Source organism: Chania multitudinisentens RB-25, from assembly GCF_000520015.2.
Taxonomy (GTDB): Bacteria; Pseudomonadota; Gammaproteobacteria; order Enterobacterales; family Enterobacteriaceae; genus Chania; species Chania multitudinisentens.
This window is the reverse complement of sequence record NZ_CP007044.2, coordinates 3,896,513-3,918,716: the sequence shown is the minus strand read 5'-3', so window position 1 is coordinate 3,918,716 and position 22,204 is coordinate 3,896,513. Positions and strand designations below refer to the sequence as shown.

Annotated in this window: 21 protein-coding genes and 3 pseudogenes; 9 read left to right on the top strand and 15 right to left on the bottom strand. The window is 49.2% G+C overall.

Annotated elements, in window-relative coordinates; translation table 11 throughout:
• Window positions 1-7 precede the first annotated feature (7 nt).
• Together Z042_RS26110 and Z042_RS25235 are read left to right on the top strand one after the other, a co-directional pair.
• The gene (locus Z042_RS26110; RefSeq protein ID WP_154666985.1) at window positions 8-367 is read left to right on the top strand and encodes a hypothetical protein; all 360 of its coding nucleotides are present in this window, start codon (window positions 8-10) and stop codon (window positions 365-367) included.
• A 172-nt stretch (window positions 368-539) separates the two neighbouring features.
• On the top strand, window positions 540-1,289 hold the full coding sequence (locus tag Z042_RS25235; protein ID WP_071882842.1) for a scabin-related ADP-ribosyltransferase: 750 nt from the start codon (window positions 540-542) through the stop codon (window positions 1,287-1,289).
• A 192-nt stretch (window positions 1,290-1,481) separates the two neighbouring features.
• Here the strand turns inward: Z042_RS25235 and Z042_RS17145 are convergent, their stop codons facing one another.
• The 4 genes from Z042_RS17145 to Z042_RS26390 all read right to left on the bottom strand — a co-directional run bounded on the left by Z042_RS17145 (window position 1,482) and on the right by Z042_RS26390 (window position 4,504).
• Entirely contained in the window at window positions 1,482-2,705 is a 1,224-nt protein-coding gene (locus Z042_RS17145) for an IS91 family transposase (protein WP_024913281.1), read from the bottom strand.
• A gap of 161 nt (window positions 2,706-2,866) precedes the next feature.
• Window positions 2,867-3,097 carry a hypothetical protein gene (locus Z042_RS26105; RefSeq protein WP_154666984.1) on the bottom strand — a complete coding sequence of 77 codons (231 nt, stop codon included), beginning with the start codon at window positions 3,095-3,097 and terminating at the stop codon, window positions 2,867-2,869.
• 13 nt (window positions 3,098-3,110) lie between these two features.
• Window positions 3,111-4,124, bottom strand: a complete 1,014-nt coding sequence (locus tag Z042_RS17135; protein WP_202901339.1) for a dihydroorotase — start codon at window positions 4,122-4,124, stop codon at window positions 3,111-3,113.
• Entirely contained in the window at window positions 4,055-4,504 is a 450-nt protein-coding gene (locus Z042_RS26390; protein WP_202901340.1) for an amidohydrolase family protein, read from the bottom strand. Before Z042_RS26390 ends, Z042_RS17135 begins: the two co-directional genes overlap by 70 nt.
• Between Z042_RS26390 and Z042_RS17130 the strand changes: the two genes are divergently transcribed.
• The gene (locus tag Z042_RS17130) at window positions 4,463-4,969 is read left to right on the top strand and encodes an MFS transporter (protein WP_081758459.1); all 507 of its coding nucleotides are present in this window, start codon (window positions 4,463-4,465) and stop codon (window positions 4,967-4,969) included. The genes Z042_RS26390 and Z042_RS17130 overlap by 42 nt on opposite strands.
• 60 nt (window positions 4,970-5,029) lie before the next feature.
• On the top strand, window positions 5,030-6,694 hold the full coding sequence (locus tag Z042_RS17125; RefSeq protein ID WP_202901341.1) for an HAL/PAL/TAL family ammonia-lyase: 1,665 nt from the start codon (window positions 5,030-5,032) through the stop codon (window positions 6,692-6,694).
• 83 nt (window positions 6,695-6,777) lie between these two features.
• Here the strand turns inward: Z042_RS17125 and Z042_RS25230 are convergent.
• Both Z042_RS25230 and Z042_RS26100 read right to left on the bottom strand, forming a co-directional pair.
• Window positions 6,778-6,900: pseudogene (locus Z042_RS25230) on the bottom strand (class I SAM-dependent methyltransferase); the annotation flags it as partial.
• Between the two features lie 89 nt (window positions 6,901-6,989).
• Window positions 6,990-7,142 (bottom strand): annotated as a pseudogene (locus Z042_RS26100) (IS630 family transposase); the annotation flags it as partial.
• A 247-nt stretch (window positions 7,143-7,389) separates the two neighbouring features.
• Between Z042_RS26100 and Z042_RS17115 the strand changes: the two are divergent.
• The 4 genes and pseudogenes from Z042_RS17115 to Z042_RS25705 all read left to right on the top strand — a co-directional run bounded on the left by Z042_RS17115 (window position 7,390) and on the right by Z042_RS25705 (window position 12,085).
• A complete protein-coding gene (locus Z042_RS17115; protein ID WP_024913286.1) occupies window positions 7,390-7,914 on the top strand; it encodes a YagU family protein in 525 nt (174 codons plus the stop codon).
• Between the two features lie 77 nt (window positions 7,915-7,991).
• A pseudogene (locus tag Z042_RS26650) lies at window positions 7,992-8,142 on the top strand (ogr/Delta-like zinc finger family protein); the annotation flags it as partial.
• A gap of 897 nt (window positions 8,143-9,039) precedes the next feature.
• Window positions 9,040-10,521: a glycosyl hydrolase family 28-related protein gene (locus tag Z042_RS17110; RefSeq protein WP_162149751.1), complete on the top strand. Its 1,482-nt coding sequence runs from the start codon at window positions 9,040-9,042 to the stop codon at window positions 10,519-10,521.
• A 215-nt stretch (window positions 10,522-10,736) separates the two neighbouring features.
• Window positions 10,737-12,085 (top strand): IS3 family transposase gene (locus tag Z042_RS25705; RefSeq protein WP_154666983.1). Its coding sequence is split into 2 segments (ribosomal slippage): window positions 10,737-11,205 and window positions 11,205-12,085, totalling 1,350 coding nucleotides; the frame shifts between segments, so codons are not numbered across the junction.
• Between the two features lie 42 nt (window positions 12,086-12,127).
• Here the strand turns inward: Z042_RS25705 and Z042_RS17095 are convergent.
• From Z042_RS17095 to puuD, 9 genes are all read right to left on the bottom strand, one after another.
• Window positions 12,128-12,454, bottom strand: coding sequence for a DUF1493 family protein (locus Z042_RS17095; protein WP_024912956.1), 327 nt, complete (start codon window positions 12,452-12,454; stop codon window positions 12,128-12,130).
• Complete coding sequence (locus Z042_RS17090) at window positions 12,448-12,906, bottom strand: STM2901 family protein (RefSeq protein ID WP_024912957.1); 459 nt, start codon at window positions 12,904-12,906, stop codon at window positions 12,448-12,450. The genes Z042_RS17095 and Z042_RS17090 overlap by 7 nt, the downstream gene beginning before the upstream one ends.
• 214 nt (window positions 12,907-13,120) lie before the next feature.
• Window positions 13,121-14,635: a tryptophan 7-halogenase gene (locus Z042_RS17085; protein WP_024912958.1), complete on the bottom strand. Its 1,515-nt coding sequence runs from the start codon at window positions 14,633-14,635 to the stop codon at window positions 13,121-13,123.
• A 407-nt stretch (window positions 14,636-15,042) separates the two neighbouring features.
• The gene (locus Z042_RS17080; protein WP_024912959.1) at window positions 15,043-15,414 is read right to left on the bottom strand and encodes a hypothetical protein; all 372 of its coding nucleotides are present in this window, start codon (window positions 15,412-15,414) and stop codon (window positions 15,043-15,045) included.
• Between the two features lie 429 nt (window positions 15,415-15,843).
• Window positions 15,844-15,984 (bottom strand): YnfU family zinc-binding protein, encoded by a 141-nt coding sequence (locus Z042_RS26645; protein ID WP_236849265.1) that lies wholly within the window; start codon window positions 15,982-15,984, stop codon window positions 15,844-15,846.
• 334 nt (window positions 15,985-16,318) lie between these two features.
• Window positions 16,319-17,599: an NAD(P)/FAD-dependent oxidoreductase gene (locus tag Z042_RS17075; RefSeq protein ID WP_024912960.1), complete on the bottom strand. Its 1,281-nt coding sequence runs from the start codon at window positions 17,597-17,599 to the stop codon at window positions 16,319-16,321.
• A gap of 10 nt (window positions 17,600-17,609) precedes the next feature.
• On the bottom strand, window positions 17,610-19,106 hold the full coding sequence (gene puuC / locus Z042_RS17070) for an aldehyde dehydrogenase PuuC (protein WP_024912961.1): 1,497 nt from the start codon (window positions 19,104-19,106) through the stop codon (window positions 17,610-17,612).
• Between the two features lie 15 nt (window positions 19,107-19,121).
• The gene (puuR, locus tag Z042_RS17065; RefSeq protein ID WP_024912962.1) at window positions 19,122-19,679 is read right to left on the bottom strand and encodes an HTH-type transcriptional regulator PuuR; all 558 of its coding nucleotides are present in this window, start codon (window positions 19,677-19,679) and stop codon (window positions 19,122-19,124) included.
• Window positions 19,676-20,437: a gamma-glutamyl-gamma-aminobutyrate hydrolase gene (gene puuD / locus Z042_RS17060; protein ID WP_024912963.1), complete on the bottom strand. Its 762-nt coding sequence runs from the start codon at window positions 20,435-20,437 to the stop codon at window positions 19,676-19,678. The genes puuR and puuD overlap by 4 nt, the downstream gene beginning before the upstream one ends.
• 265 nt (window positions 20,438-20,702) lie before the next feature.
• Between puuD and Z042_RS17055 the strand changes: the two genes are divergently transcribed.
• A complete protein-coding gene (locus Z042_RS17055) occupies window positions 20,703-22,121 on the top strand; it encodes a glutamine synthetase family protein (protein WP_024912964.1) in 1,419 nt (472 codons plus the stop codon).
• Window positions 22,122-22,204 lie beyond the last annotated feature (83 nt).

Here is a 22,204-nt window from a genome sequence, read left to right as displayed (position 1 = left end):
ATATCCATTGATCTTAAAATCAGCACTTGCAACTATTTTTCTTTCAACTTCTCTGTTTATTGGGGATGCAAACGCAACCCAAGGTTGGACTTGTCCAAACAGTCCAATTAACGAACTGCATAGAATTGATGGTATTGGTTATGATAGCCGTTACTACCAGCCGCGAATTCACTTTGCACATCATCCTCCAGATCTTTGGTCATACTTATCCGCTGATCATGGTGTTAATACTGATTATGGAAAGGCGATGCTTTCAATAGCACTTACCGCATACTCAACTGGCGCTCAAGTAAGAGTAAGATGTTCTTCTGGAAATAACGTTAGTGGGCTATGGATTTCAGATGCTGGTGGCATATCTCCAAATTAAAGTTAAGAAAATGTTTGATTTCTTCTTTCAGTATTACTTGATAGAGTTAAGGATAATATGAACTCTATAATAAGTATTGGATTAACGATTCTGCTTATGCTGAGCTCATTTATATTATTGTTATAATGTCTTAACTCGGGTTAATAAACTCATATGCAAAGAGAATAAACTCATGAAATTTTTTTCCTTGTGGTGTTTTTTTTTGACGATATCCAGTACAGCAGTATCTGCTGCGCCAAGTATTGTCTATAGGGTTGATAGTCGACACCATGATGAGATCTTCAGCCATGGTTTTCAAGCTTGGGGGCATGATTACAATATTGTCGCTCATATAAATGGTGCAACGTGTTCATCTCTACAGGGCTCTACAAGCGGTTTTATATCGACCGCAAGCGATTATGCTTCTGTACGCGCTATAGCTGACGAACATATTAGACAGGGTCGTACAGCTTATCTTTATACGATACGCGCTGATAATACTTTTTATAGTGGCCCAGCGTCTATCGATGAATTACAGAGATACAACCCATTGAGTCCTCTTTCTATAATGTCACTTGAGATGGCTCGCCGAGCTGATGAATGGGATGCGGTTGATACGATTCCTGCGGAGAATATTCGTGATGTCACTGTTATAAGAGTTGATGGGTCAGAATCTCAATACCCTAATCACCGATACCTTGATGTAAATACAACTGGCAATCCATCTCCCTACGGAGGACACATGGAGGACGTGTTAAGGTATTATAATTTCCCTGTGCAATTGCCGAATGGCTCCCTAAGAAGGCTTTCGTCATGTTTCGCGAGTTGTTTAGGTGTTTCATCTTCAAGCCGGAGAGGGGAGGATATGTGCATTGAGGAACCAGAAAGGGTTAGGCCTTATTTTGTGGTGCATCCAAATATCATGATTCTCCACATTGATTAATTGTAAAATGAACAAAGGATGGAGTATTGGCTAGATTTATGATTTAAGTTCATGGTTAGGAGATTGGATCGTATCTTTTGAGAGCGACTGAACATAAACGGCAGCGCGATGTATCCACTAATGGTGCGGTATTGCTACGGTTTATGTGTGAAAATGCCAGTTTTGTTGTGTTTTTAATCCAAAACCCGTTTTTCAGGCGCACTGACCCAGCAATGGGGTCTGAAGCCATCGTTTTTTCGCCATCCGATGCAGCCTGTCAGAGAGCATTTTTGTGGCATGCTCACCCGCCACGGCGCCAGCAAAACGCAGCCGGCCTTTGCAGAGGATGCACTGGTACGGGTCGGTGCCCAGGAAGCCCTTCATCAGCACTGCGAACCCGGGACGTTTGGGTTTTTCCCGCACCGTCATTTCCAGCGCATCGTAAACCTTCGGCAGCAGCGTGCCGCGCTTGCGGTTGGCCAGAAAACCGTAGTACCGCACCATTTTAAAATGCCGCGCCGGAATATGGCTGATGTAACGCTGCAGCATCTCCTCCTGGCTGATTTTCTGGCGTTTGTGCTGCTGCGTGCGGTGATCGTAATACTTATGCACCACGGCCCCGCCGCGGTAGTGGCGCAGCTGAGAAGCCGCCACCGGCGGGCGCTTCAGGTACCGGCCCAGGTATTTCACGCTGCGCCAGGCGCCGCGGGTCTTTTTGGCAAAGTGTACCTTACAGGCACGGTGATATTGCGCATGCAGGTAACGGTGCCACCTGTCTTCATTACGGATATGGCCGAGGCCCGGCAGGCCGCCGGGATTGATGTGAGTATAGTTGTCGCGCAGCAGGTAAACCACGGCGTTGCGCCATATGGCTCCGACGGCTTTCTTTTTAAAGAACAGCGACCGCCATACATGGTGTTTGACGTCAAGGCTGCCGCGGGTGACGGAAACGTGGATATGCGGATGCTGATTGAGTTGCCGGCCGTAAGTGTGTAGCGCACAAAAGATGCCGACTTCGATACCCTGCTGGCGGGCCCAGCGAAGCATGGCGCGGGTGGCGCAGCGGAAAAGCGCATTGAGCAGGGGCCAGTTGTTGTTGAAGAACGGCCACAGCAGATGCGGCATGGTGAAAGTAATGTGCTGCCAGTCGCAGTCGGGCAGGATGTGTTGCTGCTCGGCAATCCACTGCTCGGTGGCCTTGAGGCCACAGCTGCTGCAGGCCTTGGACTTGCAGCTCTGGCAGAAGAAGCGGGCATGGGTGCAATCCGGTGAGGCGCAGCAGTAGCGGCGCACGCCCATGGCACAGGTGCCACAGGCGAACATGCGCTCGACGGCGAGTTTGGTCCAGTCGCTGAGGGTGTGGCCGTGTTTGTCGAGATAGCGGCTCCAGCCATCGTCATGCTGAAACAGCAGCTTTGCGGGGCGCGGAATATACATGGGGCAGAGTCTACAGGGCGTTATCGGGCAGGAAAAGGGCGTCGGCGCCAACCGGCTCACGTCGCAGACGTGCTCATTTTATGCGTGTATCAACGCGGCGGTGGGGCATGCGACACCGTGCGGGCCGTCAGGCGGCACCGGAGTTGATGTGAGGCTGGGGCTTAAAGACGGTAGAGGCAGCAGCGCTGCCGTGCTCGCCCCACTGGGGCGCTACGTTCCTCCATTTGTTGTTTCAACCAGCGCCGCCCTTGTTCAAATAGCGGCGTAAAAGCGCGGCGAGTCCACGGCATATTGGGTAGCGTCATGGTCGCCAACTGGTTGGCGCTCTCCCACAGGCGGGCGGCGTTTATCAGGCCACGCAGCGTCACTGTGTCAGAAGTTGGGATTGTCATCGTCGTCTCTCCGTTAAGCCACGCGACGCGGGCGCAGGAACTGGCCATAGCCCGCCTGATTGACGATATTGCCGCGATTAAATACCTGCTGACCACGGCACCACGTTTGCTCAACACGCACGGTGAATTCCATATCCACGAAGGAGCTCCAGGTCACTGCAGACAGGCTAGCAGACGGGTCAAAACGGTAGGTTTCAGGATTCAGGATCACGAAATCAGCGTCTTTTCCGGTATCAAACGACCCTTTGCGATCGTCTAACAAGAAGTGTTGTGCCGGGTTGCGGCACAGAAGTTGCACCAGCGTGTTTGGTGAAATGCCATGTTGTTCGCAGCCCGTCCACATTGCTGGGAGTAGCGTCTCAAGCCCCGGTCCACCGGAGGAGTTTTTGAAAATGTTCGGCTCGCCTTTGCGTTCCAACCCCCAACTCACATGGTCGGAAGAGACAAAAGTGCAATCGCCCTGCGCGATATGCGTCCATAGCAACTCAGACTCGGCTTTCGGACGGATTGGCGGGTAATGTTTGGTTTTTGCACCCAGCTTGAACGCGTGTTCTTCGTGATTCAGCATCAGATATTGCACACAGGTCTCGATAGTCACCGGATCACCCGCGTTCTTGTACATCTTATAAATCTCGAACCCGCGCGACGTAGAAACGTGCACCGCATGGGCTCGTGCACCGGTTACCGCGCCAATTTCATACAACTGAGCGGTCGCCAGATTTTCAATCAGCGGAGTATGAGCACGCATAAAGGAGTCCCAGCCGGTGTCGTTTTCGGCAATCATCCGCTGGATATTTTTGCGGGTCATTTCCTGCATCTGGTTATGTACCGCGCAGGCCAAACCGCTTGGCGCAATCAGTTGAAACGCATGCAGCAAGTCGTCCTCTTCGACACGAGGGAAACGGCCGGGCATCGCTTCAAAGGTGGAAAATTTGAACGCGCAGACACCGCCTTCAATCAATCCCGCAGCCGCTTCAAACCGTGTTTTTGATTGAGCGTACCGAACAGCGCCACGTCGACGTGGCAATCACGCTCCACTTCGGCAATTTTGTTATCGAGCTGAACCCGGCTGGCCACGGGTTCAGGGTCGTCATACGGCATATCAACCATCACGGTGATACCGCCCGCCGCCGCCGCGCGGGACGCCCAGCCTAATCCTTCCTGATTGGCCTGGCTGCCGGAGTGAACTTGTCCGTCAATAACGCCGGGGATAACCCACTTGTCGCTGGCGTCGATCACTTTTTCGGCATCCGGTGGCTGGCTGCTGCCGGTGGCGACAATTTTGCCCTGACTGATAGCTAAGTATTGCTGGGAACAGAATTGTCGATTCTGTGGGCGGTCAGCATCTACTCGCTGATCATCTTCATGCCGATTTATGTTCAGCGCGTGCTGCATTTCGAAAGCCATCAGGCGTTTCTGGCCGCGTTTATCGGTAACTGTTTCATGGTGGCGTGTTGCGTGGCGGCGGGCAGTTATTCCGACCGCATTGGCACGCATAAATTACTGATGGTTGGCGCAGGCCTGCTGCTGATTTGCAGCTATCCGTTGCTGATGCTGCTCGATGCTTCACACACCACTGGCACGCTGATTTTAGTGCAAAGCCTATTTTGTATTTTGGTGTTGCTGTTCGTCGGCGTGGCGCCAGCAGCGCTCTCCGAGCAGTTTCCCACTGAGGTGCGTGCCAATGGCATGTCGGTTTCTTACAACCTCGCCGTGACTATTTTTGGCGGTTTCGCACCGGCTATTTTGACCTGGTTAACCGAAAACACCGGAACACGCTTTGCCCCAGCGTGGTACGTGATGATAGCCAGCGTTTTGGCGATGGTGACGCTGGTGATGATTTCACGCCAGAAAGCCCGCAAGACTTTTTAAGTACGACATCAGCAATAAACACGCAACCTGAACAACACACTAATAATAAGAGGGTTTTCTATGCCAGCTAAGTTTGCACTTTCGATGATTACACTGCTCACGCTGAGCTACAGCTCGCTGAGTTTAGCCACCGTGACGCTGGATGGTCACTCCATCACGCCTGCCATTATTGCCAGCATTGCCGATGGCGAAACGGTGGCGATTGCCCCTGCCGCCACCGAGCGGGTGAAAAAGGCACATCAGGTATTAATTGAGGCAGCGCAGAACGGCCAGAAAATTTATGGCCTGACGGTCGGTGTCGGTCTCAACAAAGACCGCCCGATGGTGGATGTGCACGGCAAATTGACCGATGAAGTGATCGCGGCCTCCAAGAAATTCAACATTGGTTTGCTGCATGCGCACTCCGGTGGCATTGGTGAACCGATGGGCCAACGAGTCGCGCGCGCCACAATGGCAACTCGTCTTAATACCTTGCTGACCGGCGGTGGCGGCGTGCAGCCAGAAGTTATCGACGCTTACGTGGCTTTCCTCAATAAAGGCATTACGCCGGTTATCCCACGTGATGGTTCTATTGGTGAGGGTGATATCACGGTGATAAGCCACATCGGTTTGGCGATGATTGGCGAAGGCTATGTCTATTATCAGGGCAAAAAAGTCCCGGCTCAGGCCGCATTGACCAGCAGCAAAACGCCGGTCGTTGCGCCTTATGCAAAAGACGCGTTATCGATTTTAAGTTCTAACGCCTACTCTGCGGCCAGCGCCGCACTGGCGCTGAATTCACTGGCGCACCTTCTGCCGTTGAACTCACTGATGTACGCCACCAGCCTTGAAGCGCTGAACGGCAACGTCTCGCCGTTCCTCAAAAATACGCTGGCGCTGCGCCCGTATCCTGAAGTAGTGGCAATGGGCGAGCATCTGCGCAATCTGCTCAATGGCTCAAGCCTGTGGCAGCACGACGATAATAGCCCACTGCAAGACCCGCTGAGTTTCCGCTCCGGCGTTTATTTGCTGGCAGAACTGCAACGCAGCTATCAGCAGGCCTACGACCAACTGCTGGTGCAGCTCAACAGTTCGGATGACAACCCCGGCGTGGCGATTGGCGTGACCGCGCCGACTGACCGGCCGCAGGACAAACTCGGCTATGTAGATCAAGGCGGCGTGAAAGGTGCTGTTTTACCGACCGCCAACTTCGAGCCGCTGCCGTGGGTGCTCCCGTTCGAGCAGTTGAGTCTGGCGCTGGCGCATAACTCGCTGGCCAACGCCCAGCAAGTGGTGAAACTGAATAACCCGTCATTCACTGGCCTGACGCGCTTCCTCGGCACCGACAACACCGTTCACGCCTTTGGTGCGATGGAAAAAACGGTGATGTCGCTGGCGATGCGCAACAAAGAGTTGGCGATACCAGTGTCGATGGATTACATGCCGGTCGCGGGTGACATTGAAGACATCGCGACCAACGCGCCGGAAGTGGCGAAACGCCTGCAACAGCAGATCGATAACAGCTATCAGCTGTTGGGCATTTTGCTGATGCATGATGCACAAGCCATTGATTTACGTAAGCAGAGGAACAACGGTTTTGCCATATCCGCTCCAACCAGCGCACTGTATGATGCATTGAGAAAACAGGTAAAATTTATGGATACCGATCATCCGCTCAGCCCGGACTTCGCAGCAGCGGCGCAGGTGTTACGCGAGTTTGATGTGCAAAGCGTGAAAGCCAAATAATCGGCAGACGTGCATAAAAAAACGGAGCCTGCGGTGAAAACCAGCAGGCTCCGTTTTGTTTTTCTTCTCACCACAACGTGAGATCAGAGTGGCGCATAAATATCGCAACGGTGGCTTTTGGTAGTGACTGCGGCCCGTGCGGCGATGTCAGCCATCGGCGGCGCGTAGTCAGGGCGCTTCACCATAATACGTCTAGTGGCTAACCGGTGACATGCCCAGTATTAACCGGGCTAATTTCGCCATTCTTCACCGGTTTGGCCTGCGTTTCGAACCCCGCTTTACCTCGACAGAGGGCATGCTGGACCATGAGTGTGATTATTTTGGCCCACCGGTAAGTCGCTTTCAGGTGTTTCAGCAAGGTTATGAACAGTACCGAACTTTTACCGCTGCCACCCACATAACTGACCCGATCTGTGCCGCTGTGGAGTGCCCCGCCAGATAATATTTTCATTCTAGCCCAGCGTGGGCGCTGAGAGCGTTCTGGAGGTAATAATGGCAGGAGCAGTGTCCATGCTGCATCAGGAAAATAGTAGCGAGCTATAGCGATAACTTTCTGATAAATAAGTGGTTATCATGCCATTTTTAATTGAGGGACACCGACTGGTGTTCTTACCTGGGTATATAGGAGCTTTGAATTGTAGGCGGTCTCATCTATCGAGTAGAGTAAGAGTCCCCCTGTCCAAAAGGAGTTTTAAATGTCTTTATTTTTCATGACAAAGCATGGAGTGCGTAATTATGCCGTTGCATTATGGGCTGGTTTTTTAGGCGGCAACGTGTCTAGTTTTGTTAAGTGGGGTACGGAAAACCCACTGCCGCCACGCACATCAGACCGGGCGATCCCCCCAGCCGAAATGCTCAATAACCTTGGCTTCAACGTTAATGAGATGGTTTACACCTATTCGGGACATATTGTTAACTGGGGTATTGCGGGCGTTCACCACTTTTTTTCAATCGTTTTTGCTATGTTTTATTGTGCCGTGGCTGAAGTTTTCCCAGCGATCAAACTTTGGCAGGGCGCTGCTTTTGCGATACTGGTAACGCTAGGGTTTCATGGTATTTTGTTGCCAGTGTTCCACTGGGCTCCCCCTCTGTGGCAACTGCCTTTCGAGGAGATTTTCTCCGAGGTGATTGGGCATATTCTTTGGATGTGGGTGATTGAAGTGGTGCGAAGAGATATACGTAATCGCATTACGAAAAAGCCTGATCCTGAGTTTCAATAATATAAGCCAGACAAGCTAACATTCATTCAAGCCCTAGCCTAATCGCTGGGGCTTTTTACGTTTACAGGGAGATGAAAATGATGCATTGTCCTTTGTGCGGTCATCCGGCGCACATTTGCTCAAGCTGTTATTTGAGTGAAAAAAGAACGTTGTCACCAGTGCTGAAACGTTAATTGCAGCTGTACGTTTGCCATGCATGAAACTATTGAGCGGCTTATTGCTAAGCCGCAGCTAATTTTAAAAGTTAAGAAGGATGTTAAGTAGAGACATGGCTCTTATTTTCTGCTTACAAAAACACACTGGCACTAATACAGGGATGGAGTAGCTTGGATTGAAAACGGCATCCTAAGGTTATAAATACCCCTTTTGGCCAAAGGTTCGTGCCGTTGGCCACCATAGATGCAGAGTAGGTACCAAACCCCATTATAACCCTCGCAATCTTTATTACAGGTGTGACTGGCTCCGATTGAGACACAGGCAAATGCTGGAACAGTAATAGTAAACAGTAAAGCGATGATGCCATATTTTATAATTTTCGACATGTTTAAATCTCCTATATATCTATATTTTTAGCGGCTTCTCCAAAATTGCGGAAGCCTGCAATTATATAACTGCACGTTACAACATGCGGTCAAGCTGGAGGGGCATTCCGTTGATGCTGTATATATTTTATAAAGGAAAATACTCCTATTTAGTTAATCGCCAGGTATCTTCTGGCAATCATTCTGGGCTGCGCTATTGCGTGGCCTTTCTTATTCTGTGTTTGCACCAATGCACTGATTATATCGACATCCCCGTTGGCCGTTAGGCTGATCTACGCGTTGAGATGCCAGCAAGCGATGAGCCGGAACCAGTAGTTGAACCCGAACCGGTACCGGAAGAGGAAACAACAATAGAACTGGAGCAACCGACAGTGACCGAACCAGAGAACGGTGAGGATACCAACGACGAACTCAAGGAGTCATTTTCAAAGCAGGGAGGGATCCTGACTTAACTTTTATTTATTGTTGTGCCAAGGTTTAAACAAAGCATATTCGTTTCTAGCTCACAATTTAATGTTTATCATAATTTAATCATTTAGTGGTTACCAATCGAGATAATATGAACGCTAACGGTGCTATATCTGTGAGCAATATTAAAAGCGAGGATATTTTTCAGGAAGTAGCTAATGATGTTAATTCTATTAATTATCGTTCCTATACTATATCAGGACGCTTTGACGAAGAGGTAAGCGTTAAGGCTTTTGGTGCGAAGGGGGATGGTGTAACAGATGACAGTGTGAATATACAGAGGGCCATTGATTTTGTTACTGCTAAGGGCGGAGTGCTGATATTCCCTACAGGTGTATACCGTATTGCTACAACGCTAAATATCATCACTTCTATTAAAATGAAAGGTACTGGTTTAACTTTTTATGATAAAGCATCTAAGCTGGTGTGTGGCTCTCCGAATATGACACTGTTCAATTTAGGTGGCCCAGAGAACTATATCGAAAATATGGTGATTCAGGGATATGAGACTGATCTGTCTGATATTGTGAATGGTTACGGTCAGGCTGGTACTTGTATAGGATTTCGTTTTGCACGTGCCAATGGTAGCAAGGATATTGACTCTTACATTACTGGATGTAGTGCTGCAGGTTTCCTGAAAGGTGTGGAGGCTATAGGTTCTAATCTAAAGGTAACTGATACCTTATTTACCGCGTGCCGATTTTCTTTGGATTTTTATGCTGCTGCAACTGCTCCAGCTGATTTCCGTGGTTTTATAGTTGATAATACGCGATTTCATAAGTGTGGTGGTAATGGCTATACAAATGATGCTATATGCATACGAACTACAGGTATCTTCAAAAACTCTCAATTAACTAATTTATTCGCCGATGTAGGTACTAATATGCTTTATTATGGTGCTTTAGCTGAAGGGGCTTGTATTCGAGGCGTTATCTCTCGGTATGCTACAGGTGATTTGATCACTGTCGTCAATAGTGGGATTACGCCAAGCGCAGCTTATCAACACTATCAGATTACGGATGTATCATTTCAGACGCCGACAGGTGCAACAGCTACTGCTGGCGGTTGGGCAATTAAATTATATGATGCGCCGGGTGGTAATATCTCAGGTGTTAGTACTACATTTACACGCAAGGGATTAATATCCGCGGTAAATAGTAGTGATTTAATGCTGAGTGGCTTGTTTGCGAGGAATATTAACGTAGATTATTTTTCTTCAGGGTTAGATTGTGATGCTATTGAGTTAATAAATAGTGTGGATGTGCAGATTGATAATGTATTTGTGCGAAATACACTAAACTCCAACCAAACCCGTTCTGTTATAAATTTGGATGCCACTAGTTCATGTAACATCCGCCAAATAAGTTATGTTAATGTAACGAACATATCTATAGGTGAGGGGAGCATTACAGGGGAGTGTTATAATGCACGTTCAGCCCCCTCTATGACATATGGAACTGTGGTTCCAACAAAAGGTTTCTATCGTGCGGGGAGTATTCATATCAATACATCCGCTACTAGTGGTGGCCCGGGAATGTGGATTTGCACTACAGCTGGTTCTCCAGGGATTTGGAAGGCGTTTGTGTTAGGTTCATAGTAATAAAACGCGGCATTGTGTGGGGTGAGTCAAAAGTATTGCCGGACGGCGACATCGAAATCCGCATATATCATATCACCGAACATACGATACTGGCCCGTATTCAACGCGAAACATCGAGTGCATGGATGCGGTAGAGTAGTAAATAGAGAGCCGGGAAAAAACTGAACTGCACCCTTAAAGTTGGACAATAAATCCACAGGGTGCAGATTTTCATGCGAAGAAAATATTCCATAAAATTCAAGGTGCAGGTCGCTAAGCACTACCTTTCACGAATCGAGGGAGCAGACTTGACGGCGAAGAGATTCAAGATCGATCATGGTACTGTCCGTAAGTGGGCTGAGGTTTATAAGGCTCATGGTCATGAGGGTTTTGAGACGTCGTATCATCGTTTTTCTGCTGCCTCGAAGGAGGCTGTTGTTCTTGATATGTGGGAGAATCATCTATCATCGCGACAGGTTGCTGCTAAGTATAAAATTGCTCCACCTACTGCTTCAAAGTGGGAAAGGTTGTATAACAGTGGCGGGATAGATGCATTGCGAGGAAACCGAAAGGAGCGACCGCCGATGATAAAAACCATCAAAATCACCCCCAAACTGCCAAGCACACAATCGCCATCCTTCAATTCCGAACAGGAAGAACTGGAATATCTTCGCGCAGAGAATGCTTATCTAAAAAAATTACAGGCCTTAATTCAGCAAGAAAACGAATTGATGCAAAAGAAAAAGCAAAAATCGTAAATGAATTAAGGCCATATCATGCACTACGCTTATTACTTCGGGTGGTTGGGTTACCAAGAAGTACGTTCTATTATCAACTACAAATTAGTGAAAGGCCTCAGCCTTACATGGAAGAAAAGAAGCTTATTTTAGATATATTTCATAAACATAAAGGTAGGTATGGGTATCGTAGAATTACCGCAACAGCCCGTAAATTAGGCTATTGGATAAATCATAAGACGATCCAACGATTGATGCACGAGCTCAATATCGCTTCATTTGTTAGAAGGAAAAAATACCAATCCTACAAAGGAGTACATGGAAAAGGTGTTCCGAACCATATCCAGCGCTGTTCCCAGGCTTCAGTTCCCAACCAGAAATGGGTAACTGATGTCACAGAATTCAATATCAATGGGAAAAAACTATATTTATCTCCCATTCTTGACCTATATAACAGTGAAATAATCTCTTATGAATTGGGTGATATCCCAAATTTGAAAATGGTTGATAAGATGCTTGGCAAAGCCATTGAAAAACTAAATACTTGTGAAAAGCCGATCCTTCACTCAGATCAAGGCTGGCAGTATCAGATGATACCATTTCAAGAAAATCTTAAAAAACATGGAATTACTCAAAGTATGTCCCGAAAAGGAAATTGCCTGGACAACGCGGTAATTGAAAATTTCTTTGGGATACTGAAAACAGAGTGCTTTCATGGAAAACAGTTTGTTGATATAGCTGATTTAACAAGGGAAATACACAGCTATATTCATTACTACAATTATGACAGGATAAAGATGAAACTTGGCGCTCTGAGCCCGGTACAATATCGGACTCAGAGTTAGTCGTCCAACTTTATGGGGTCAGTTCAAAACCCCGGCCATTTGTCAGTCATAGAGCCAGCGGCCAGCTTTGGCGGATTCGATGAGCATTCCTATAGTGAAATCAGGTACTGGTATAGGAGTGGTTCTTTTGAATGGATTCCACGGGAATGGCTCACTAGGATAGTAGGTTTCAATCTTGAAATTACCCCGTTCAACATTGAATTTTTCGAAGAAATCATTCATCAGATCTTCGACTTCAAGCTCATCAATGCTTAGGTCGGTATCAAGGTCAGTTTCAGGCGTTAATTCCACCTTCTTTATGTTGAACAGATACGTGCCAGCATAAGGCCGTACAAGTTCATAAACGCTTTGCTCGATACCGTCTACCATAATTTATCGTCGCCTCGAGCTATGGTGTTGTAGTCGCGTAGGGTGCGGTAAGTCATTTGGGTTACATCAGAAGCAAGAATAATCACGCCGAGCAAGGGGATCGAGCGACCGACAAATGGCGCAATGTTACGAACCATGACACGGCGAGCAGTCCAAGGGGTGTAGCCGTCAAGCCATGTAGGTAATGAGATGCCAAAGGGGAATTTGGTTTTCTTGAATACAGCCCTTGCTCCTTTGGATGCGTAAGACGTGCCTTTGGTGGCATTGTTGAATTTGCCTCTTGTGCCCAAGTTGTTTCTTCCTGAAAGGATAGCCACAATAGCCCCGAAATCCTGAATACCAAACTGATCAGCTGTATTCTCGCAGAAAATCATAAACAGCAACTCGCTGGCTCTGAGGTTCGCTCTCCCACCATAAAAATACCTCCCACCCAATTCCTCAACCGTATCCATCACTTTTCCTTGTCGATTGGCTTGGATATAACATAGCCAACCACACACCAGGTTTCAATGGTCATAACTTGCTGAAATGCTCAGAGTTTGGCGACGCTAGCGTTAAGCACGTGTAAGAATGTTTTGGCGCTAATTGATTACGGGAGCTTTGGCTCCCGTCTTTCCGTATACAAACGGGGCAGCATGTTATTTACCGCCCTTTTACAACGCAACGCTATTTCAATGAAGAGCGAGGGCGCCAGTCTGGGCCAAGCAACGAGGGTAACTCCTGCAACAATTGCACGACCTTTTCTTTGCTGGCCTGCGGCAAGGCTGCCACTTCTTTCTGCGCCGCCTGTTCAGATATTAATCCCAGCGGTGCTGCTACAAACATCCAGTTAATCACGTGGAATACTCCGCTCCAGCCGTTGATCGCATAGTTTTCGATATCCAGCATACGTGGGGTGCGTTCCTGCCAACACTGCTTGATCTCGCGGTAATCATCCGGCATCGCCGAAGCGGCAACGTCGCACCAGAATGGGTTATCACGCCTTGGGCAATCATAGTGCATTCGCAGGAAGTCGCGGATACCTTCCCAAGAACGCAGGTTGGCCTGATTAAACTCCTTGATGCTTTTTTCCGATACGATCCCTTGCCCAGCTCTAAGCACACGCTCAAAGTTACGCAACTGTTCCAACATTTGCCCAATGGAAGTGGCTTCCAGCGGCTCAACAAAGCCGGAGGATAGCCCTAGTGCCATGATATTGCCGTGCCACACTTCTTTGAAACAACCAGGGTCAAATTTCAGGGTTTTATGCGGCTCAATCTTATAACCCAGTTTCTGTTCAATCTCTGCCAGCGCCTGTTCATCACTGATATGTTTACTGCTATAAACGTATCCGGCCCCAACCCGGCCAACCAACGGTATCTGCCACATCCAGCCAGCGTTCATTGCCAGCGCCCGGGTGACCAGGATCGGGTTTTCAAACGGATGGGGCATATAGAACGGAATGGCGCTATCCATCAGTAGGTGTTCCTTAAAGGATACCCACTCGGCATTAAGCGTATTGCCCACGATCTTGCGGGCGAAACCGCTGGCATCAATCACAAAATCAACGGGCAGGCTCTCTTCACCGATAATCAGTGCCGTTGCATTACCCGCCTCATCCAGTTCAACGCGATCGACAATAGCATCCTGATGTATCACTCCGCGCTCAAGGGCAATGGTCTTCAGGAAGTTAGCAGTCTTATAGCTGTCAAAATGGTAGGAGGTTTGAATATCTGTGCGCCCCTCCGCCACCATTTGCTTGGCCTCCTGCTGCGGCGCATTGTGAGCTACCGCCTGAAAGCCCCGAATATAGGAAGGTAGTGGAAGCTGCTGGGCAATTAATGCGGAAAAACCGGGGAGGAAACCATATTCGGTCCATTCAGCCTTGCCGCCACCGGCAAACAGATGGAAATAGCGGTCATCCTCTTTGCCAGTGCGCCAACCTTCATAGCAGAACCCCCACTTATAGGTAGCGTCAGTTTCTGCCATAAACCGATCAACAGGAATTTGGTAACGTTCGAAGGCATGGGCCAGATTCAACAATCCGCCTTCCCCCACGCCGACAATGCCAATCTTTGAGGATTCAATCACCCGCACTTCGATATTAGGGCTGAATAACCGGCGCATGGCGATAGCGGCAAACCAGCCAGCAGTCCCTCCACCCAATACAACAAAGCGTTTTGCATTCCTGAAATTCAACATGGCGACTCCTGTCTATAAAATGGTAATGACGCGGGAAAAAATTGCTTAATTAGAAGACAGGAAGGAAGCAGAGTACACCTGATTTTTTCTTATAATTTTACGTAACCCTTGGATTATTGGCAGGTTAGCGAATAGGGATGCAATGGTCAGCAGGTCGTCATGTGTCATATTTAATTTTTAGGGGCACCGAAGGCTGCGGCATTCGTAAAGGGAATAAACGGCGCTAATTTGCTGAAATATCCAGAGTTTCATGCAATGGCATTTTGCTGTTAAATGATTATAGGAGTTTATAGTTACCGTCTCTTTTTTCCCTCCAAAAACTCCTCTGCGATGTGCTATGAAAATAAGTGTACATTAGGGGCTGTTGCGCTAGCGCGATGGCGGGCAAGCCTGCTTATGATTAATCGTTAAGGAAAGATATCATCCAATAAATTATAAACCCCCGGTTTTTTCCAGCCGTTTTTTTCCATGCAAGATGAAAATGCTGCTTGTCTGCTATGTTTATTAACATCGAGAGAATAACTTTCAACGCCTAATTTCTTTTCGTATCTATAGCCACTCTTATCACAGTTCTCCTTATTATTACATTTTATTGAAATTTGTTTTTCTACGCTTCTGGTAGCGACTTCATTTTTAATTGGAAACAGTGATAGCGATGAGCTTTTACACACATCTTGTGTATTTTGCAATGTCATTGCTGGGTTCCCGATTGGTTCCCATGGAGTAGAACAGCCCGATAATATAATTGTTAGAGTTATAATAAAAACTTTGTTTTTCATTGAGAATATCCTATGAGTGAGTTTTAACAGGATGATCAAGCTGATAATAAAGCATTAAATCTAAATGCTTTATAAACGGATCACCGCCAAAGATCGCCTTCTGTCATTGATATACTGCGAAAATAAAGGGCTATTTAATAGAGTGAGATAACTTCGCTTTTTTAACCCTGCCGCAGCGGGAACTTGCAGGTAAAAAGCAAAGTAACAATGTTGATATCTGATGGTAATTTCTAAGACGAATTTAACCGGTCATTAACTGAAAGCCAGATGTTTAAAATACTGCCAATGGTTCACCATCATGTATGGCGGAGACATCACACCAGCGGGTTTATACCGACGTATTTTTAACTTTCAGCAGACAGCGAAAGCGGTTAAAGACAGCCCGAAGGGGAAGGCGCTACTCTTTGCAAAGATGCACGAACAGTGTTTTTAATCTTCAACTTTGCGGAAGTAATGTCCACAGTGGGGGCAAATCATAGTGATATTTTTGTTCAGCTTCTGGCGATCTTGCGGTGAAGCTTTATTGCATTTTGGGCAAGTGACATTGGTGGATGAGGTATCACTAAACATCTTGAGGGCATCGAGGATAGACATATCTTTCACCGGGTAGATGTAGGGTGAGGGCAGTGTACTCCGTTCAAGGGGGGATAGCTCTTTATTGTTCAATAGATGGATTGGAATCGTGAACCTGGCCAGATTCTGCCGAAATTAAAGGGAATAGGGTAAGCAAAGAAAAAGTGATCGGCCAAGAGTTGGGGGCGAGTAACCTGAACCATCCCGTTTCTTGCCTTTTCTGGGCCGCTACAAATCACGTTCAAGTCTGCCCTCGGCAGATTGTAGCCAACTCTTTGGAAGAATGAGCCTCATTGCTGAGGCTCATTCTACGGGCCAGCGCAAACGTTGTTCAAACACCAATCCGATCGCGCAATGTATAGTACGCCGCGCCGATTGCGGTGAACGGGATTTGCAGATTGCGGCCGCCGAAAAATGGCAGGTGCGGTAATTTAGCAAAGGCGTCGAAACGTTCTGCATCACCACGCATCAGTTCTGCAATCAATTTACCCGCCAGATGGGTACAGGTGACGCCGTGGCCGCTGTAGCCCTGCATGTAATAAACGTTATTTTCCAAGCGGCCAAACTGTGGCATGCGCGACAGCGTTAACAGGAAATTGCCCGTCCAGCGGTAATCAATACGCACCCCTTTTAACTGTGGGAAGGTTTTCAGCAGTTTCGGGCGGATCAGGTTGTCGATATCCTCGGGATCACGCGCACCGTAAACTACACCGCCACCGTAAAGCAGACGGTTATCGCCGGTGATACGGTAATAATCCAGTAGGTAATTACAGTCTTCCACGCAATAGTTTTGTGGGATCAAGGAGGCAGCGACTTCCGGTGCCAGTGGTTCGGTGGTCACCACCTGCGTGCCACACGGCATACTGCGTTTGGCCAGCCGTGGTTCCAGTTTATCCCCTAAATAGGCGTTACCGGCGACGATGACATAGCGTGCGGTCACTTGTCCGTTGGCGGTGCTCACCAGCGCAGGTTCACCGTGGCGGATATGGGTCACCGCCGACTGTTCGAAAATCCGGCCACCTTGCTGGCGAATGGCTTCGGCTTCGCCCAGAGCCAGATTGAGTGGATGCATGTGGCCGCCGCTGTGATCAAGCAATGCACCCACGTAACGATCGCTGGCGACTTCTTGGCGAATGCGTTCACCGTCCAGCAGTTCAAGCTGCGTATTGCCGTAACGTTCCCAGTGCTGTTTTTGTTCGATCAACTGGTGATACTGTTTGTTGTTGAGTGCGGCAAAGATCCCGCCCGGGCGATAATCACAGTCGATGGCATAGTGTTTGATACGGCTGCGAATAATCTCGGCCCCTTCAAACATCATACTGCCAAGCAGGCGAGCGCTTTCTGCACCGTAGCGTGCCTCAATCACATCAATATCACGGCTGTAAGAATTGACCAATTGGCCACCGTTGCGGCCGCTGGCGCCAAAACCGATACGTGCAGATTCCAGTAACACCACATCATAACCGGCTTCGACCAGAAACAGGGCTGAAGACAGGCCGGTATAACCGCCGCCGATGATACAAACGTCACATTCGATAGCTTCGTTCAATTGCGGATAAGGCTGATGAGCATTGGCCGTTGCTGCATAATAGCTTTTTACGTGTTCAGTCATGATCCAGTCCTTATTCCAGAGAAATCCAAGTGGTTTTCAGTTCAGTAAATTTATCCAGCGCATGCAATGACTTATCGCGCCCGTTGCCGCTTTGTTTGTAACCACCGAAAGGCACGGTCATGTCACCGTCGTTGTAGTTGTTGACGAATACGCTGCCTGCTTTCAAGCGGCGGGCCATGCGGTGTGCGCGGGAGAGATCGCTTGTCCAGACGGCTGCCCCCAGCCCATATTCGCTGTCATTGGCTAAAGCCAGTGCTTGTTGTTCACTATTGAAGGTAGCCACGGCCAGTATCGGGCCGAAAATCTCTTCACGTGCCACGCTTGTGGTGCTGTTTACCTGGGTGAGAATGGTTGGGCCAAGATAGCTTTGGTGATTGCCCTGTGGGTGATCGCGCCCATCAAGGAACAGGGTGGCTCCCTGTTTCACGCCTTGCTCGATATAACTCACCACTTTTTCGCAATGCCCTTGATCGATCAAAGTACCCATGGTGGTTTGTGGATCGAGCGGGTTACCGGGTATAAAGGCCGCTGCATGTTTACGCAGCGCCTGGAGGAATTCCTGCTGGATACTTTCTTCCACCAACAAACGTGTGCCGGCGATGCAAACCTGGCCTTGGTTGTAGAAGATACCGGCCGCGGCGGCCTGGGCGGCTTTATCCAGGTCTGGGCAATCAGCAAAGATGATGTTGGCACTCTTGCCACCGGCTTCTAACCAAACACGTTTCATGTTGGATTCACCGGCGTAGATCATCAGCTGTTTAGCCACCTGCGTGGAGCCGGTAAAGGTGAGAGCATCAACGTCCTGGTGCAGCGCCAGCGCTTTGCCAGCATCATGGCCATAGCCGGGGATGATATTCAGCACACCGTCTGGCAACCCGGCTTGTTGGGCTAATGCGCCCAGATAAATGGCTGTCAGCGGTGATTTTTCGGAAGGTTTTAGCACTACGCTGTTACCGGCCGCCAGCGCTGGGCCCAGTTTCCAACAGGCCAACAATAAGGGGAAGTTCCAGGGCACAATGGCCCCAACCACGCCAATCGGTTCCCGCTGGATCAGCGCCAGCGCATCACCGCCAGTTGGTGCGATTTCGCCATAAACTTTATCAATCGCTTCCGCGTACCAACGGATACAGCGAATGGCTCCTGGTACGTCGTCACGCAGGCTATGTCGGATGGGTTTGCCGGTGTCCAGCGTTTCCAGCAAGGCTAATTGTTCATGGTGTTCTTCCATCAGCACCGCCAGTTTCAGTAACGTGGCCTTGCGCTGGCCGGGTGCCGCTTGTGACCAGTCGCCGCGGTCGAACACCACGCGCGCAGCCTGCACGGCCAGATCGATATCTGCCTGGCTGCCTCGGGCCATTTGCACCAGTTCACGCTGAGCGGCGGGATCGGCTACGGCGAAAGTTTCGCCACTGGCTGCCTGTTGGTAACGGCCATTGATAAATAACCGGTTTTCAATCTTCAGAGCTTGCGCTCGTTGTTGCCAGTACGGCAAGTGGTGGAAATCCATACCTTGCTCCGTTAATCAGAATGTTGTCGGCGTGTGGGCACTGATGATGCGGCAAGCTCGCGCCGAGGTGTTGCTGAAACTATGGGGGATAGCGGTATTGATGGTGTAACTCTGGCCTTCGTGCAGCTGATAAGCCTGCCCATTCACCAGCAACATGACTTCACCTTCCAGCAAAGTACCAATCTCTTCCCCCTGATGTTTGAGGCGTTCGCCAGTGGTGGTGCCCGGTTGATAGGTTTCGATCATCATGGCTAGCGTACGGTTGGGATCGCCGTTATGGATCAGTTTCATGGAAACGCCTTGGCTACCGATTTCAATCAGGTCTTCATGATTGATGATGATCTGTGGCTTATCCGGTTTTTCCTGTTCGGCAAAAAAAGCCGACAGTGACAACCCATACACCGTCAGCAACTTTTGCAACGTACTGATGGCAGGGCTGACTTTGTCTTGTTCAATGGTGCTGATAGCGCTGTGTGTTAATCCAGACAGTTCGGCTGCCCGGCGCTGCGACAACCCGAGTTGTTGGCGGATCTGCGACAGACGTTTCCCCGGTGCCAAGCTGACATCGCTCATAGGCGTTTTTCCTTTTGATAATTTTTACAAGCGGTGATGAACCCATCAAACAGCAGGCGGGAGAGCGCATACTCGTCACTATTCCATTCAGGATGCCACTGCACGCCGAGCGCGAATGGGTGATCGTAGAGACTGATGGCCTCTACCAGCCCATCGGCGGCCTGAGCTTCAAGGCGTACGCTCGAACCAAGCGTTTTGGCCCCTTGGCCGTGCAGTGAATTGACCCAGAATTTGTTGCAATCCGGCAACAGTTGGGAAAGAAGCCCGCCATCTTGCACGTTCACTTCATGAGCGGGAGCGTATTGCTGCTCCAGCGGCAGATCGTGATCTTCCCGGTGTTCAAGTAACTCGGGCAGTTCATAGAGACGGCGATGCAGTGTGCCTTGAGTGGCGACCACCATTTCCTGCATACCGCGGCAAATGGCGAAAAGGGGAATGCGCCTGTTGAGCACCAGACGCATCAGCGCCAGGCTCAATTCATCTCGCCCTGGATCGGCATCAGGCTCATCGCCGTTTTCACCATAAAGGTGCGGCTGCACATTACTGGGGCTGCCCGGCAACAGGATGCCGTCAAGATGGGGAAGCAATTCTTCCAGTATTTCCGGTTCTGCCAGCGCGTGTGGCAGGGCAACAGGTAACCCGCCAGCGGCCACAACCGCATTCAGGTACTTTTCTTGCAAGGTCTGGGTGAGGTGTTGGTTTAACCTATACCTGCACATCACTATGCCAATGATTGGTCTGTTAAATATATTGTCCATGAGGTCCCCTTGGTGTGTTCGAAATTATGACCGACAAACCACTATATAGCCTTTATCTGTTCAATATTAACTAAATCTAGCAGTCGAATGGACAATATTCAAACCAAAACTAACACTTGCAAAACAATTTTGTTGCATCTATGTTTCAATAATGGACATTATATTGAGCATAACGGTCAATAAACATCGAAAGTCATCGCCCGGTAGCTTGCGCGGCGGTAGGCATAAATGAAAACCACAGACAAAACATAACGGCGGGTGAATCATGCAAACCAACATCGTAGAAGTGGAAAATTTTGTGCAACACAATGAAGAAAGGCGAAGTAACACGTTCCAGCGCGAGGTGAACAAGTATCTGGAACGTTATCCGTTAACCCAATATATCGATGTATTACTGACCGATCTCAACGGCAGCTTCCGGGGTAAACGCATCCCGGTCAGCGGCTTGAGCAAATTGGAGAAAGGCTGCTATTTCCCGGCCTCGGTGTTTGCGATGGATATTCTCGGTAATGTGGTGGAAGAAGCCGGATTGGGGCAAGAGTTAGGCGAGCCGGATCACATTTGTATACCCGTAGCCGGAACTCTGACGCCGTCAGCCGCCGATCCAGAATTTATCGGGCAAGTTTTGCTCACCATGCTGGATGAAGATGGTACTCCCTTTGACGTTGAACCGCGCAATGTGCTGAACCGAGTGTGGCAGCGTTTGCGTCAGCGCGGGTTATTCCCCGTGGTAGCGGTAGAGTTGGAGTTCTATCTGATTGATCGTCAACGCGATTCTGAAGGTTATCTGCAACCGCCTTGTGCGCCAGGAACTCAGGAACGTAATACGCAAAGCCAAGTCTATTCGGTAGATAACCTCAATCACTTTGCCGATGTGCTGAGTGAGATTGATGAACTGGCACGTTTGCAGGGAATACCGGCAGACGGAGCAGTGGCGGAAGCGTCACCGGGTCAGTTTGAAGTTAACCTGCACCACACCAACGATGTCCTGGCGGCCTGTGATCATGCTTTGGCGCTGAAACGTTTGGTGCGCATGGTGGCAGAGAAGCACAACATGCATGCTACTTTTATGGCTAAACCTTACGAAGAACATGCTGGCAGTGGGATGCATGTGCACATCAGCATGCTGGATAATAAAGGTAATAACGTATTTGCCGACGACGAAGGGGAGGACTCGGCGCTGTTGCAACAGGCATTGGCGGGCATGATTGCGTTGATGCCGGCTTCTATGGCATTACTGGCACCTAATGTGAATGCCTATCGCCGCTTTCAGCCTGGTATGTATGTACCGACGCAGGCCTCATGGGGCCACAATAACCGTACTGTGGCACTCCGCATTCCTTGTGGCGATCGCGATAATCATCGTGTGGAATACCGCGTGGCGGGGGCGGATGCTAACCCTTATCTGGTAATGGCGGCAATTCTGGCTGGGATAGCGTATGGCCTTGAAACCGTTCTACCGTTGCCTGAGCCGGTAACGGGGAACGGGTTGGAACAGGAAGGTTTGCCATTCCCGATCCGCCAGAGCGACGCACTGTATGAATTCGAACACCAGCCGGTACTGAATGCGCTGCTGGGAGAGCGATTCAGCTACGTTTATCTGGCCTGCAAAACCGATGAACTGGTGCAGTTTGAACGGTTGATCACAGAAACCGAAATCGAATGGATGTTGAAAAACGCCTGATGCGTTCAGCATGATCCCATCGCTCGCCTGACGTATTTCCATGGGCTACCTGTGGCTCGGCGAAGCTGTGCGCAGCGGTGACG